Origin of the sequence: Nocardia sp. NPDC050435 (assembly GCF_040655395.1) — a bacterium.
In the GTDB taxonomy this organism is placed as follows: domain Bacteria; phylum Actinomycetota; class Actinomycetes; order Mycobacteriales; family Mycobacteriaceae; genus Nocardia.
In genome coordinates, this window is record NZ_JBFAJW010000008.1 from 141,894 (window position 1) to 156,466 (window position 14,573).

15 protein-coding genes are annotated in these 14,573 nt (G+C 71.7%); 8 read left to right on the forward strand and 7 right to left on the reverse strand.

Annotation, left to right across the window (positions count from 1 at the left end; genetic code table 11):
- Positions 1-50 precede the first annotated feature (50 nt).
- Entirely contained in the window at positions 51-1,700 is a 1,650-nt protein-coding gene (locus AB0I43_RS24485; RefSeq protein ID WP_357432649.1) for a methyltransferase, read from the forward strand.
- Positions 1,701-1,737: 37 nt separating this feature from the next.
- Here AB0I43_RS24485 and AB0I43_RS24490 read toward each other — a convergent pair whose 3' ends face one another.
- The 5 genes from AB0I43_RS24490 to AB0I43_RS24510 all read right to left on the reverse strand — a co-directional run bounded on the left by AB0I43_RS24490 (position 1,738) and on the right by AB0I43_RS24510 (position 5,882).
- On the reverse strand, positions 1,738-2,469 hold the full coding sequence (locus AB0I43_RS24490; RefSeq protein ID WP_356974440.1) for a ZIP family metal transporter: 732 nt from the start codon (positions 2,467-2,469) through the stop codon (positions 1,738-1,740).
- Between the two features lie 56 nt (positions 2,470-2,525).
- Positions 2,526-3,455, reverse strand: a complete 930-nt coding sequence (locus tag AB0I43_RS24495; RefSeq protein WP_357432650.1) for a TIGR03564 family F420-dependent LLM class oxidoreductase — start codon at positions 3,453-3,455, stop codon at positions 2,526-2,528.
- Between the two features lie 78 nt (positions 3,456-3,533).
- Entirely contained in the window at positions 3,534-4,541 is a 1,008-nt protein-coding gene (locus AB0I43_RS24500; protein WP_357432651.1) for a Gfo/Idh/MocA family oxidoreductase, read from the reverse strand.
- A 251-nt stretch (positions 4,542-4,792) separates the two neighbouring features.
- Positions 4,793-5,173: a hemophore-related protein gene (locus AB0I43_RS24505; protein ID WP_357432652.1), complete on the reverse strand. Its 381-nt coding sequence runs from the start codon at positions 5,171-5,173 to the stop codon at positions 4,793-4,795.
- A 103-nt stretch (positions 5,174-5,276) separates the two neighbouring features.
- Positions 5,277-5,882, reverse strand: coding sequence for a sigma-70 family RNA polymerase sigma factor (locus AB0I43_RS24510; protein ID WP_357432653.1), 606 nt, complete (start codon positions 5,880-5,882; stop codon positions 5,277-5,279).
- 445 nt (positions 5,883-6,327) lie between these two features.
- Between AB0I43_RS24510 and AB0I43_RS24515 the strand changes: the two genes are divergently transcribed.
- The 3 genes from AB0I43_RS24515 (at position 6,328) to AB0I43_RS24525 (ending at position 10,134) form a co-directional block, all read left to right on the forward strand.
- On the forward strand, positions 6,328-7,542 hold the full coding sequence (locus AB0I43_RS24515; RefSeq protein WP_357432654.1) for a hypothetical protein: 1,215 nt from the start codon (positions 6,328-6,330) through the stop codon (positions 7,540-7,542).
- Positions 7,543-7,702: 160 nt separating this feature from the next.
- Positions 7,703-8,914, forward strand: coding sequence for a MoxR family ATPase (locus AB0I43_RS24520; RefSeq protein WP_357432655.1), 1,212 nt, complete (start codon positions 7,703-7,705; stop codon positions 8,912-8,914).
- Positions 8,911-10,134, forward strand: coding sequence for a VWA-like domain-containing protein (locus tag AB0I43_RS24525; protein ID WP_356974433.1), 1,224 nt, complete (start codon positions 8,911-8,913; stop codon positions 10,132-10,134). Before AB0I43_RS24520 ends, AB0I43_RS24525 begins: the two co-directional genes overlap by 4 nt.
- Positions 10,135-10,138: 4 nt before the next feature.
- On the opposite strand, the gene AB0I43_RS24530 is transcribed toward AB0I43_RS24525, so the two are convergent.
- Positions 10,139-10,549: a PPOX class F420-dependent oxidoreductase gene (locus AB0I43_RS24530; RefSeq protein ID WP_357432656.1), complete on the reverse strand. Its 411-nt coding sequence runs from the start codon at positions 10,547-10,549 to the stop codon at positions 10,139-10,141.
- Positions 10,550-10,608: 59 nt separating this feature from the next.
- Here AB0I43_RS24530 and AB0I43_RS24535 point away from each other — a divergent pair, with 59 nt between their 5' ends.
- From AB0I43_RS24535 to AB0I43_RS24550, 4 genes are all read left to right on the forward strand, one after another.
- On the forward strand, positions 10,609-11,364 hold the full coding sequence (locus AB0I43_RS24535; protein WP_357432657.1) for an SDR family NAD(P)-dependent oxidoreductase: 756 nt from the start codon (positions 10,609-10,611) through the stop codon (positions 11,362-11,364).
- On the forward strand, positions 11,361-12,578 hold the full coding sequence (cbiE, locus tag AB0I43_RS24540) for a precorrin-6y C5,15-methyltransferase (decarboxylating) subunit CbiE (protein WP_357432658.1): 1,218 nt from the start codon (positions 11,361-11,363) through the stop codon (positions 12,576-12,578). Before AB0I43_RS24535 ends, cbiE begins: the two co-directional genes overlap by 4 nt.
- Positions 12,579-12,677: 99 nt before the next feature.
- Positions 12,678-13,277, forward strand: a complete 600-nt coding sequence (locus tag AB0I43_RS24545; protein ID WP_357432659.1) for a hypothetical protein — start codon at positions 12,678-12,680, stop codon at positions 13,275-13,277.
- Positions 13,274-14,014 carry a cobalt-precorrin-6A reductase gene (locus tag AB0I43_RS24550; RefSeq protein ID WP_357432734.1) on the forward strand — a complete coding sequence of 247 codons (741 nt, stop codon included), beginning with the start codon at positions 13,274-13,276 and terminating at the stop codon, positions 14,012-14,014. Before AB0I43_RS24545 ends, AB0I43_RS24550 begins: the two co-directional genes overlap by 4 nt.
- On the opposite strand, the gene AB0I43_RS24555 is transcribed toward AB0I43_RS24550, so the two are convergent.
- Positions 14,011-14,538 (reverse strand): PadR family transcriptional regulator, encoded by a 528-nt coding sequence (locus AB0I43_RS24555; RefSeq protein WP_357432660.1) that lies wholly within the window; start codon positions 14,536-14,538, stop codon positions 14,011-14,013. The two genes, AB0I43_RS24550 and AB0I43_RS24555, sit on opposite strands and share 4 nt — an antisense overlap.
- Between the last annotated feature and the right edge of the window lie 35 nt (positions 14,539-14,573).

The window sequence follows — 14,573 nt, forward strand, 5'->3', positions numbered from 1 at the left end:
AGAAGGGAACAAGCGTGATTCGCTCAATGGCGGTTCCGGATCGGTTGGCTGTGACCGATCTCGCCCGCATCGACGCGGCGGTGGAGTTCGTGCGCGCGCACGACACCTCCGGCGTGCTGGCCGCCGTCCTCCCCACCCTCACCGCCGGTGAGCGGGACGCGGTCGCCGAGCGTTGTCAGTTCTCCCACACGGCGGCCCTGGTGTTCCCGGCGGACCTCGCCGAGCTATCCGAAGCGCTGCGGGAACGCGGTCTGGTCGCGGGCCCGGCCACACCGAGCGTGGTGGTGCGGCGCCGCCTCGCGCTGCGGCATCGCCGCCCCGCGCACCGGCTGGATGTGCGGATCGTGCGCGCCGCGGTGCCCAGCGCGGACGGAAAACACTGCGACATCGAACTGTTCGTGGTCCTGCCGACCTCGGATTCCGATCTCGCCGCGATCGCCGAGGCCGAGCGGCCGGCCGATCACGAGCAGCACCTGGGCCTGGCGGTGCGCACCGACGACGAGGTCGAGATCGCCGGGTTGTGCACGCTGCTCACCCAGCGGGCCGGAATGCGCAGCGACGGCGGCGGTTACAACGGACACGAGAACCTGACGGTGCTGTACTTCCGCACCGACGAGCCTGGCCGGCCCTATCGCCGCCTGGAATTGCACATCGCGGGCGAGCATCCGCAGGTGCTGGCCGCGCACCGGGCCGCCGTCCACGATCCGCGCACCGGGCTGCTGCGGTTGCTCACCGGCGCGTGGGCCACCCAGGCGCTGGCGGTCACCGCCGCGCTCGGCGTCGCGGACCGGCTGGCGGCCGCGCCGGGTTGCCCGGTGGCGGAGCTGGCGGCCGCGACCGGCGCCGACGGCGACAGCCTGCACCGGCTGCTGCGCTACCTCACCGATCTGGACGTCGTGCGCCCCAGCGGGGAGGGCTTCGCGCTCACCGAGGGCGGTGCGCTGCTGGCCGCGACGACCGAGCAGTCGCTGCATCCGCTGGCCCTGCTCTACGGTGGCGCGTTCTACCAGTCCTTCGCCCATCTCGAGCATGCCGTGCGCACCGGGCGCCCCGGCTTCGACCACCACTTCGGCAGCCACCATTTCGACTACTTCACCGCCGTGCCGGAGAGCGCGGAACTCTTCGACGCCGCGATGGCGGCCAGCGCCAGCGTCTTCGGCCAGGTGGCGGACCTGATCGATCTCACCGGCGTGCGCACCGTGGTGGACGTGGCCGGCGGCAACGGCGCCTTGCTGTCGTGCGTGCTGACCGCGGAACCGCGGCTGCGCGGTGTCCTGTTCGAGCGGGCCTCGACCCTGGTGACCGCCCGGGCCGCGCTGGAGCGAGCGGACTGCCTCGAGCGCTGCGAGCTGATCCCCGGCGACTTCACGCGCGAGGTCCCCGGCGGCGGCGACCTCTATCTGCTGTCCCGGGTGCTGCACGACTGGGACGACGACCGCTGCCGGCAGATCCTGGCCACCTGCGCCGCGGCGATGCCCGCCCACGCCCGGCTCTACGTGGTCGAACGCCTGCTGCCCGACGGCAACACCCCGTCGCTGGCTCCCGCCTGGGACGTGCACATGCTCTGCAATGTGGGCGGCCGGGAACGCACCCGCGCGCACTACGGCGAGCTGTTCGCGGCCGGCGGTCTCGCGCTGCGGGAAACCTTCGCGCTGCCGATGGATTTCACGTTGATGCAGGTCGTTCCCGCCGGACACTGAGTGCTCGCCCGGCGCCGCCGTCGCGCGGCGCCGGAACTCAGTGGCTCAGGGCCGCGATCGCGAACATGAAGCCGACACCCGCCAGCGTGCAGAACAGCGGTGCCGTGGACGGTTTGCCGGCGTGTGCCTCGGGCAGGATGTCGGCGGTCGCGAGATAGAGCAGGAACCCCGCGAAGTAGCCGAGGTAGAGGCCCACGAGTTCGGCGGGGACATGGATCAGCGTGCCGATGATCGCGCCCACGACCGGTGCGACGGCGTCCAGGCCGAGCAGCAGGTAGCCGCGCCGACGCTGATTGCCGTACAGCGTGGCGATGGTGAAGGTGTTGAACCCGTCGGCGAAATCGTGGGCGATCACGGCGATGGCCACCGCCACACCGACCCCCGCGCCCGCCTGGAAGCCGAACCCGATGCTGAGGCCGTCGAGCATGCTGTGGAACACCAGGCCGGAGGCCGCCAGCAGCCCGACCGACTCGAATCCGTGGTGGTGCGAACCGAATTCGTCTTCGTAACCGGTGTGGATGGCGACCGCGCGCTCCATGATGTGCACCGTCAGGAAGCCGACTACCGCGGCCAGCAGCGGCACCGGCACCCCGAGTACTTCGTGCTGTTCCTGCTCGAGCGCCTCGGGCAGCAGATCGAAGGCGACGACGCCGAGCATCACCCCGGCCGCGAGCCCCAGCACCAGGCGCTTGCGTTCGCCGATCCGCACGGCCACCAGACCGCCGACCAGCGTCATACCCATGGACAACACCGCCAGCAGAATCGCCATCGGCCCAGCATGCCACCGGTTTCGTCAGCTCCGGTTCGCCACACCGAAGGCGGCGGCTAGCGGACCGGCGTACGCCCGGAGGTGAGGTCGCCGAGCAGTTGCCAGGTGCGCTGCTGATCCGCGGGACCGGTGAGGTCGGTCGAGGTGAGCACGACCTCGGTGGCCCCGGCGTCGTAGTAGCGCCGGATCGCGGCGGCGACGGTCTCCTCGTCGCCGACGACGGCGAGCTCTCCGGCCCGCCGCGCGCCCTCGAGTTCGATGACCCGGCGATAGGAGGGCACCTGCTCGTAGAACGCCAGCTGTTCGATCGCGCGGGCGCGGGCGGCCTCGACGTCCGAGGTCACCACGCCCGGGACGAAGGCCACCACCCGCGGGGCGGCGGTCGCCGCGCGGGTGATCGCCGGAACGATCTGCTCTTCCAGCGTTTTCGGGCCCGCCAGGTAGGGCAGGGTGCCGTCGGCGAGTTCACCGGTCACCCGCAGCGCCTGCGGGCCCATGGCGGCCACCAGCAGCGGGATCCGCGGCTGTGCGCCGGGCACGGCGGTCGGCAGGGGTGGGGTCGCGGTGAAGAACTCGCCGTGGAAATCGGCGCCGCCGGTATCCAGGATTTCCCGCAGCGCGGTGAGGAATTCGCGCAACCGGGCGATCGGCCGGTCGAACGGAACTCCGAAAGCGGTTGCGGCCAGCGTCGATCCGAGCGCCAAGCCCAGCTGGTAGCGGCCGTGGGTGGCGGCCTGCGCGGTTTGGGCGAGCGCGGAGATCAGCAGCGGATGCCGCCCCAGCACCGGGATCGCCGAGGTGCCGACCTGTGCCAGTTCGGGCACCGCCCGGCCGACGAGGGCCGCCAGTGCGGGCGAGTCGTAGTCCATGCGCTGGCCGAACCACACCGATCGCACACCGAATCCGGCGGCGGCGCGTGCCTGGCGCACCGAGTCGTCGACGTAGTTGGCGGAATTCGTCTGGGCGAGCGCTACTCCGAGGGTCATGCCCTTGGGGAACAGCCGCCCGGGCGGCGCTGTTCCACTCCGCTCACGGTGATTCTGGAGGTGGCGCCGCCGGGCCCGCTATGCCACCGCGGCGGCGGGGACGCGCGCGGGCAGACCGGCGGCGGCGTAGATCGCGTCGATCACCGTCATGGTCGCCACCGAGTCGGCCGGGCCGGTCTCCACCGGTTCGCCGTGCAGCACCGCGGCGGCGAAGGCGTCGAGCTGGAAGGCGTAGGTGGAACGGCGCAGGAAACGCTCGGTGTGCCTGCCTTCGGCATCGCGCACGGTGAACCGGTGAAAGTACTGCGGCATCAGCGGATTGAGCACCCGGATCGAGCCCCGGTCGCCGACGAGGTGCGCCGAGATCCGCAGGATGTCGCTGGACCACATCGACGATCGCAGGGTGCCGGTCGCGCCGCCCGGGAACCGCAGCTGCGCGCGCATCGCGCGATCGATCCGGTCGCCCCGCAATTTCGCCTGCGCGGCAACGACTTCCGGCTCCTCGCCGGTGAAGGTGCGCGCCATGTGCACCGCGTAGCAGCCGGCGTCCATGGTGGCCCCGCCGGCCAGCGCCCAGTCGTAGCGGATATCGGAGAACTTCGGCAGCGGGAAACAGAACGACACGTCCACCCGCTGCAATCGGCCCAGCTCGCCCCCGCCCACGATCTGTTCGATCCGCCGGGTCAGCGGGTGGTAGCGGTAGTGGAACGCCTCCATCACCACCCGATCCGAATCCGCTGCCAGCGCTTCGATTTCGCGCGCTTCGGCGGCGTTCGCGGTGAACGGCTTCTCGCACAGCACGTGCTTGCCCGCCGCGAGCGCCGCCCTGGTCCACTCCCCGTGCAAGCCGTTGGGCAGCGGGTTGTAGACCGCGTCGATCTCGGGATCGGCCAGCAATGCCGCGTAACTCTCGTGCACGGTGGCGATCCCGTGCTTGCCGGCGAACGCCCGCGCCCGCGCGCTGTCGCGGGCCGCCACCGCCGCGACGACGACATCCGGATTCTCGCGCGCCGGAGTGACGAGCGCGTTCGGCGCGATCTTCGCCGCGCCGAGAATGCCGATGCGGACGGGGGTGTTGCCGGTCATGCCGACGAAGCTAGCAGCAATCGAACCCGCTCGCGGTAGTCGAAACCCCGCCCGGTCGGCTACGCGCGACGGGGCGGGGTTTCTCGAATGCGCCTGATGGCGGTTCGGGCAGTGCGCACGCCCGTTGGGTCAGACGGCCCGCGGAAGTCTGCGGTCCACCCGGGCCGGTCGACGCCGGGAACCGGGTCGTGCGTTCAGGAACTGCCTGTGTTCGTGACGCCTGCCCGGCTGCGCGGGCAGGGGACCAGAGGTCAGTACTGGTGGCAGGTTTCGACGACCTGGGTCATCTTGGGCGCCATCTCCGGGTTCGCGGTGGCGGTGACGCCCATCTTCTGCTGCTGCTCGATCAGCGTCTGGAACGCGGCCCGACGCTGCTCGACCGGCTGGTCGTAGGCCGACTGCAGGGCGGCCTTCTGCGCCGGGGCCGAATCGAGCTGGGCCGCCGTCTCGGGCGCGACCTGGTGCAGCGCGGCATCGATCTGGGTGAACGAGCAATCCGAGATGAGCAGCGGCTCGAGATCGCCCATCGCGTCGGCCGTGGCGACGCCCGCGCCGAGCAGGCCCGCGGCCGCGACGAAACTGGTGATCGTGCTCGCGATGACGACCGCGTACCTCGTATTGAGCAACTTCATGCGAGACCTTCCGTAGTAGCTGGATCACCTGGTGACCCCCGGCCCTCCGTTGGGCCGGCCACTAGGTATGTCGGAGCCGACCGGTCGGTGGATTGGCCCGGATTCAGACCAGACAACTCCGCAGTCGCTGCAATCCTTTGCGGATCCGGTCCTTGACCGTGGGCAGCGGCAGTCCGAGATAGTCGGCCACCTCGGCATAGGAGCGTCCGCCGTAGAAGGCCAGCGCGAGGGTTTCCCGCTGCCGGGTGGTCAGCGTCCGCAGGCCCTCGACGAGCGCTTGCTCCTCGCAGCGCTGCCCGACCGCCTCGGCGACCACATCGTGATCGCGGCTCAGATCGCGCACCCCGTAGGCGATATCGCGCGTGCTCGCGCGCGCTTCGACGCGCACATGATCGACCGATCGGCGGTGGGTCAGCATCAGCAGCCAGCCGAGCGGACTGGCCAGGCGCGCGTCGTACTGCCCCGCCGACTTCCACACCTGCAGATAGACCTCCTGGGTGACCTCCTCCGCGGCCGCTCGCTGCCGCACGATGCGCAACGACAGACCGAAGACCCTCGGATGCGTGGCGCGATAGAACCGGGTGAAGGCGTCGCGATCATCCGCCGCGATCGCGGTCAGCAATTCGGCGAGCTGCTGCGCGCCGAGTGGGGTGGAACTCTGACCGGTGGTTCGGTCGCTGCTGACGGTGTGGTGCTTCAAGTCCGTCATGGCGGGTGACTCCAGACGTCGTTTCGCTTGTGAACCGTGCTCTCAGAAGCTTCGGCTGGGGTACCGGCGTGGTTTGGTCCTGATGTCGCCCGATGTCGTCGCGGGCTCGCGCCGAAGCACCGCGAATGCGACTGAAGCGCCGGTTCCGGCCCGGATTCGGATGAGGTGGCGCGGTTCGCGGTTGCCGTTCGCCGGTGCTCGACCCTATGATCGGATCGATGATTACTTCTGATCGTAGATTGGGGGTCCCGTTCGTCTCAGGTGAGTGCTGATGCTCACTGTGCAGACGAAGGGGAACGAATCCCGACAGTCCTTCTGGCCGCGCGTTCGCGAATTCGCCGTGCCGCCAGCCATGATCGAAACCGCTACCACTCGGCGTAGAGCCGGGGATTGGGCAGGTGCCTGTGCGGCCGCGGGTTTCGACGTCGACATCAACCTCCGATCCGTGGCGCAGGCGTACGGATCGGAACTCGCCTCCCGGGTTCGGGACGATCTGCTGCATCTGGCTCCGGATCTGCTCCGATGGCACCTGCCCAGGGTCGGCCCCGACGGCTTGTTGCGGCCGGGACTGACCATCGCCCTGGCCCGGTACCGGGCTGAAAGAAGCTGGGGCGCGGCCGGTTCCATCGATCTGGTGGTGCGGACAGCGCCCGCGTGGGCGGATTCCGGACAGCGGGTCAGCCTCGCGCTGTGGGGCGGGGCGCGCACCGCCCCCGGATTGCACCCGCATCCCCGGCCGGACCGTCGCTTCCGGCTGGACCTGCACCGCCATCTCTGGGACGCGCGCAGAACCGGTGAACTGCGGACGCGGGCCGGAGCCGATCCGGCCGACCCGGCCGCGTTCGCGCCGGACTTCCTCGACGCGGTTCCCGCCGCGGGCTGCGCCATCGATCGATGGTCCGACGAAGCGCGCATACTGCTGGAATACGAAGGGCGGCAGGATAATACGTTCCTGGTGCGCCTCGGTGGCCGGCAGCGGGTCATCGCGGAACTGGCCGATTCGGAGCTGCGGCTCGTCACCGGCTACCCGGTCGGTGCGCTCTCGGCGCTGCCGATGCTGCCCGATGCCGCGACCTGGACGCTGCCCGATCTGGAGCTGCTGCGCACCGGCGTCCTGTCGGCCGGGCAACTCCATCCGCTGGTCGCCGCCGCGCTGGCCCCGGACGCGGTGCGAGACGAATCCGACTGGAAGAACACCGGAGTCGGCCGTCCGGAGCTGGTGGACTGCCGCGGCGAACTCCATCGCCTCGGTCTCGTCGACGGCGTGCTGTCCGCCCTGGACCACGACCCCGCCGAAATCCACCGCGAAGAACTCCTCGCCGCCCTGACCGGAACACCCGTCCCGTGCCTGCAGGTCATCGATCAGGCGCATCGCCACCCGGACTGCCTGACCGGCGTCCGTGAGCGACTCGCCCACGGTGACACCGCCGGCGCGCTGGCCATCATCGACAACCTGCTCGGCCCGGCCGCCGCCCTCCGCGACGGCACCCTCCGCGACGAACTCGAAGCCGCGGCCGAACAGCGAAACATCTACGGCCGCTTCCGATCCGGCCCGCACGAACCCGCCCTCGTCCCGCCTCCGCGCACCGCCGAAGCCCGCCGCGCCCGCGCCCGCCGCACGCACCGCGGGCGGGATCGGCGCAACGCGAGTCCCTCCTGATCCGCGTCCGACCCCCGGCCCGTCGGCTCTACCCGCCCGGATCCCGACCCGTAGTCCCAGATCTCCCTCCGCCGCACTGCACGTCGGCCAGGCACAGCGCCGAGACCATCTCCAGGCGGCTTGTCCAGCGTCAGACTCTCTGAACCCCAAGGTGATTCCCATGACTTCTGTCTCCACGCCCCAGCTCGCCATCGCCGCCGATCTGCTGGCCCTGCTCGGCGCGACCACCACCGAGCTCCGCCCCGACGATCAGCTGGAGGCGCTGATGCTGGCCGTCGCCGCGGACCTGCCGGTGCTGCTGTGGGGTGAGCCGGGGATCGGTAAGACCGCCGCGCTGACCCAGCTGGCCGCGACCCTGGATCTCCCGTTGACGACGGTGATCGCGAGTGTCCATGAGCCGTCCGACTTTTCGGGGCTGCCGATCGTCGGCGACGATCCCGCCGAACAAGGGGTGCCGATGGCGCCGCCGGAGTGGGCGGTGCGGTTGGTACGGGCGGGGCGCGGGCTGCTGTTCCTGGACGAGCTGTCCACCGCGCCGCCCGCGGTGCAGGCCGCGCTGCTGCGGCTGGTGCTGGAGCGGCGGATCGGGTCGCTGACGCTGCCGCCGGGGGTGCGGATCGTGGCGGCCGCGAACCCGCGCTCGTCGGCGGCCGACGGGTGGGAGTTGAGCCCGCCGCTGGCCAACCGGTTCGTGCATCTGCACTGGGTGCACGATCACGAGGTGGTGGTGCGCGGGCTCGGCGGGGTCTGGCCGCGCGCCACGCTGCCACGGCTCGATCCCGGAAAGCTCACGGCGGCCGTGGATTACGCCCGGCGCGCGGTGTGCGTGCTGCTGGCGGCGCGGCCCAAGCTGGTGCACCAGATGCCGACCAGCGAAGCCCGGCGCGGCGGCGCCTGGGCCTCGCCGCGCAGCTGGGATATGACGGTGCGGTTGATCGCGTTCGCGACCGCCGCCGGTTCCTCGCGGGATGTGCTGTCGCTGCTGATCCGCGGCACCGTGGGCGACGGTCCGGGCTTCGAGTTGCTGACCAGCCTGGGCCGGATGGAGCTGCCGGACCCCGAGGCACTGCTCGCCGACCCGGCGGGGACGGTGCTGCCCGAGCGCGGCGACCTGCGCCAAGCCGTGCTCGACGGTGTGGTGGCGGCGGTCCGCGCCCGCCCGGACCGGTCGCGCTGGGACGCGGCGTGGGCGGTGCTGGTGCGCGCGATCGAGACCGGCGCGCCCGATCTGGTGGTCGTCCCGGCGACCACGCTGGCCACGCTGCGCCGGGACGACTGGCCGGTCCCCGCGGCGATCGAACGCCTGGCGGGTGTGGTGACGGTGTCCCGGCGCGCGGACCGCGCCGCCGACCTGGTCCGGGCCGGCCGATGACCGCGCCGCAGCCACTCGACCTGGACAAGCTGTATGCCGCGCGCCTGTACGCCGTCCGGGTCCGGCCCTATCTGGCCACCGCGCTGTTCGCCCTGCACCTCGTCGAATCGCGCCAGGTTCCGACGATGAGCGTGGACCGGTACTGGCGCTGCTACGTCTCGCCCGCGTTCGTGGACGGCATGCCGGTCGAGGAATTGGCGGGCGTGCTGGTGCACGAGGTGTCGCACCTGCTGCGCGACCATCACGGCCGCGGGGAACGTTTCGCCCGCGAACACGATCTGACCGATCCGGGCGAGCGACTGCGCATGAACGTCGCCGCCGACTTCGAGATCAACGACGACATCTTCGACGACGATCTCCCGCGTCCCGAGAGCGCGATCCTGGCCGGCGACATCGGCCTGCCCGAAGGTCTGCTCATGGAGGAGTATCTGCGCGAATTCCGTTCCGCCGCCTACACTCCCGCCATGGCCTGGCTCGACTGCGGCAGCGGCGCCGACGGCCTGGACCGGGAGTGGGAACTGGGACCGGACGGCGCCGACGGCCTCACCGAACAGCAGCGCGACGCGGTCCGGTTCCGGGTGGCCGAGGGCATCATCGGCGCACCGGGCAACGCCCCGAAGGGCTGGCGGCGCTGGGCCGAGGAGGCGTTCCATCCGCCGCAGCCCTGGCGCGACCTGCTGGGCGGAGCCCTGCGCGCGGCCGCGTCCGCGCCGGGCGCCGGCGAGGATTACACCTACGGGCGCCCGTCGCGCCGCTCGGCCGGGGTGCCGGGCGTCGTGCTGCCCAGCCTGCGCCGCACCCCGCCCCGCGTTACGGTCGTCATCGACACCTCCGGGTCGGTCAGCGACACCGAATTGGGCAGCGCGCTGCTCGAAGTCGCCGCCATCTCCCGTGCGGTCGGCGGCCGGCGCGATCTGGTCACCGTGCTGTCCTGCGACGCCGCCGCCCGGATCGCGCATCCGCTGTGCGCGGCCGAGGGCATCCCGCTGATCGGTGGCGGCGGCACCGACCTGCGCTCGGGTTTCGCCAAGGCGGTGCGCGCGCATCCGCGCCCGGATGTGCTCGTGGTGCTCACCGACGGCCAGACGCCGTGGCCGGCGCGGAAGCCGCCGTGCCGCACCGTGGTCGGACTGTTCGGCCGGCCACGCCGTTGGCGCGAGCACGATCCGGAGTACGTCGGGGGCCCACCGGAGTGGGCCCGGGTGGTCGAGATCGGCTAGCGGGTCAGGCCGGGGTGTCGCGCAGGCTGCGGCTGCACAGCACCCGCGCGACCTGGATCGCGATCACGACCCGGGTCGGGTTCTCGCGCGGGATTCGGTAGCGGCCGGCATAGCGCTCCTCGGCTTCGCGCACGCTGCCCGCGTCCTCGAGCACGGTGGCCGGACCCTCCAGGGTCAGGTAGCGGGGGCCGTCCACCTGGCTCACCGCCGCGTAGCCGGAGCGACGGACGTTGCGGGCCTTCATGGTCGCGGTGTCGGTGATGACGCGGGCGATCCCGGCGTCCGGATCCCAGGTGAAGCCCACGGCCACCACGTGCGGAGTGCCGTTGGCGCGCAGCGTGGTCAGGGTGGCGAGGTGCCGTTCGGTGAGGAATTCCAGGGCGGCGGGCGAGAGTTCGGCGGCGGTGATCGGCATCCCGAAACCGTAGCGTTCCCGCCGCTCAGGCCGGAGAGGTGGGATGACAGACTGGGCGGATGGGATTGCGCGGGGTTGCCGACGGGCCGGTGCTGGTGCTCGGTGGGCGAAGTGAGATCGGGCTCGAGGTGGCGCGCCGGCTGGCGCCCGGGCGGGTGGTGATTCTCGCGGCGCGGCGCAGCGCCGAGCTGACCGACGAGATCGCGGCCGTGCGGGCGGCGGGGGCGAGCGCCGTGCACGGCGTCGAGTTCGACGCGGACGACACCGCCGCGCACGCGGCCCTGCTGGAGAAGGTCGCGGCCGAGCACGGCGGGATCGGGGTCGCGGTGCTGGCCTTCGGAATTCTCGGCGATCAGGCCCGGGCCGAACAGGATCCGGCGCACGCGGTGGCGGTCGTGCACACCGATTTCGTCGCGCAGGTCAGCGTGCTGACCACGCTCGCGACGCTGCTGCGGGCGCAGGGATCGGGCCAGATCGTGGTGTTCGGTTCGATCGCCGGGGTGCGGGTGCGGCGGGCCAACTATGTCTACGGCTCGGCCAAGGCCGGCCTGTACGGGTTCGCCAGCGGGCTCGCCGACGCGCTGCACGGCAGCGGCGTGCACCTGCTCCTGGTGCGCCCCGGCTTCGTGATCGGCCGGATGACCGAGGGGATGACGCCCGCGCCGTTCTCCAGTTCTCCGGGGCAGGTCGCCGAGGCGGTGGTCGACGGGCTGCGCAGGCGATCGGCCCGGGTCGCGGTGCCGCGCGTGCTGAATCTGGTGTTCCTGGCGACGCGTTTCGTGCCGCGGTCGATCTGGCGGCGGATGCCGCGATGACCGTGCCGATCACGGTGATCGGGATCGGCGCCGACGGCTGGGACGGCCTCGGGTCCTCCGCGCGCGCGGCGCTGGGTGCCGCCGAGGTGCTCTTCGGTTCCGCGCGGCAGCTGGCGCTGCTGCCCGCGGAGGTGGCGGGGGAGCGGGTGTTGTGGCCGTCGCCACTGGTTCCCGCGCTCCCGGACCTGTTCGAACGGCACGCCGGGCGCACGCTCGCGGTGCTGGCCAGCGGTGACCCGATGTTCTACGGCATCGGGGTGACGCTGGCGCGCCTGTTCGGGCCGGACGCGCTGCGGGTGCTGCCGCAACCGTCCTCGGCGTCGCTGGCCTGCGCGCGGCTGGGTTGGCCGCTGGCGCGGGTACCGGTGGTCAGCGTCGTGGGCCGCCCGCTCGAGACGGTGCTGCCCGAGCTCGGCGACGGCCGGCGGCTGCTGGTGCTCAGCGCCGACGAGCACAGCCCGGCGCGGTTGGCGGAGCTGCTGGGGCGCAACGGTTTCGGACCCTCTCGCCTGACCGTGCTGGAGCAACTCGGCGGTCCCGGCGAGCGGGTGTACTCCGGAAACGCGCGGGAGTGGCGGCACGAACCGGGCGATCCGCTGAACGTCGTCGCGATCGACGCCGTCGCCGATCCCGCGCACCCGCGCCGGACCCGGCTGCCCGGTCTGGCCGACAGTGCCTACGCCGGCGACGGTCAGCTCACCAAGCACGAGGTGCGCGCCCTCACCCTGGCCGCGCTCGCGCCCGCGCCCGGCGAGACGCTGTGGGACGTCGGCGGCGGTTCCGGGACGATCGCGATCGAATGGTGTCGCACGCACCCGGACTGCCGGGCGGTCACCTTCGAGCGGCTGGCGGCCCGGCGCGCGCAGATCACCGGCAATGCCGTGGCGCTGGGCGTACCGCAGGTGCAGGTGCGGGGCGAGGCCCCGGCCGAGCTGGCGGACGCCCCGGCGCCGGACGCGATCTTTCTCGGCGGCGGCCTGACCCAGGATGGCTTACTCGCGACATGCTGGTCACATCTACGCCAGGGCGGCCGACTGGTCGCGAATGCGGTGACGGCGGAATCGGAAGCGCTGCTGCTGAATTGGGCCACCGAGCACGGCGGTGAACTGCGGAAGTTTCAGATTTACCGGGCCGAGCCGCTCGGCGGATTCACCGCCTGGCGGCCGCAGCTGCCGGTGGCGCAGTGGTCGGTTGTCAAGCCTGCTTCGTTGTGAAATCCCCATTCTGCGGGTGATTCCCCCGCAATGCCCCGGTAGGGTCGGCCGCGAGATCCGAGTTCGATCTTCGGGTCCTTATTCCTGATGGGGAGATAGATGAGATACAAGAAATTCGCCGCCACCGCGATCGTCGCCGCCGCTGCCACCGGCATCGCCGCCGGAACCGCCGGCGCGGCCCCCACCGCTCCGGCGCCCGCCGTGCAGAACCAGGGCGCGCCCGCCGTGCAGGGCCAGGACCAGGGCGTGAACTACGCGGTGCAGATCGCCGACAAGTCGATCGTGTCCACCCTCACCGGCGGCGCGTTCAGCCTGGACGCCGACCAGAAGTACGTCACGGTGAAGAACGCCGAGGGCGCGGTCGTCACCCAGATCCCGCTGGCCGCCCAGGTCGGCGAGCAGCTGATCCCGATCGCCGCGACCATCGACGAGGCCGGTCAGAAGCTGACCCTCACCCCGGACCTGAAGAACGCCGCGCTCAGCGCGGACGCCCCGAAGTTGCAGGCCGAAGCCATCTCCTCGCAGGAGTGGTTCTTCGCCGAATTGCAGCGGGCCTCCCTGGGCGCGCTCATCGGCGGCATCATCGGGTTCCTCTTCTTCGGCATCGGCATATTCCCGGGCGCGCTCATCGGCCTGCTGATCGCCGGCGGCCCGAGCCTGATCAACGCGGGCATCGCCTACTTCAGCGGGCAGCCCTGACCAAGATCCTGATTCTGGGCGGCACCCGGGAAGCCCGGGACCTGGCCCGGCTCGCGTCCGGCGAGCGCGGATTCGACCTCGTCTCCTCGCTCGCCGGACGCGTCAGCGATCCGCGGCTGCCCGAGGGCGAGGTGCGCGTCGGCGGGTTCGGCGGCGCCGACGGCCTGCGGGACTGGCTGGCGGACAACGCGATCGACGTCGTCGTCGACGCCACGCATCCGTTCGCGGGCCGGATCAGCGAGCACGCCGCCCTGGCCGCGGATGCGCGCGGCCTGCCGCTGCTGCACGTGCGGCGTCCCGGCTGGACCGAAGTGCCCGGCGACCGCTGGATCCGGGTTCCGGACCTGCCCGCCGCCGCGGCGGCGCTCACCGGGCTCGGCGAGCGCGTCTTCCTGACCATCGGCCGCCAGGGCGTGTCCGCCTTCGCCGGCCTGGACGCCCACTGGTTCCTGATCCGGGCGATCGACCCGCCCGTCGACGCCGTCCCGGCCCGGCACGAATTGCTGCTGGCCCGTGGGCCTTTCGCGTTGGAACAGGAAGTCGCGCTGCTCGCCGAGCGGCGGATCGAGGTCCTGGTCACCAAGGACAGCGGCGGCACGCTCACCGAAGCCAAACTGGAGGCCGCGCGCCGCGCCGCGCTCCCGGTGGTGGTCGTCGACCGCCCGGCCCTGCCCGCCGGCGCTCCGGTCGTGGATTCCGCTCGCGCGGCCCATGATTGGCTGCGCGAACTCGGCTAATCCAGCAGGCCCGGCAGGCGGTCGAACCAGTCCAGGACGCCGCGTTCGTAGGTGATGCCGAAGGCGAGGGTGGCGCGCAGGTGCGCGGGCATCTCCTCGCCCTCCTGGGCGAGGTAGCCGTCGAGGCGCTGCTGGTGAATGTCCCGGTTGGCGGCGATGATCCGGTCGCGGTGGGCGGCGTCGAGATGGTCGCCGAAGGACAGCGTGAGCAGCAGGGGCACGCGGATGGTTTCCGCGCCCGGATCGCGGGAGATCCACTCCTGGAACACTTCTCGTCCGGCGTCGGTGATCCGATAGGGCGTGCGGTCCCGGGCGCCGACCGTGCCCTTCTCGACCAGCCCGGCGGTGTCCATGGCGGCGAGTTCGCGATAGACCTGGCTCTGGGTTATCGTCCAGAAATCACCGATCCGGTCCTGGGCCAGGGTGGTCAGATCCCAGCCGGACATCGGGCCCTCGTGCAGGAACCCGAGCAGTGACGCCGCCGTGGAATTCAGCGATTTGCGCCGAGTCGTGGTCTCGGTCAACGATGCGCTCCCTTCACCCGGATGTTCCATAGTGG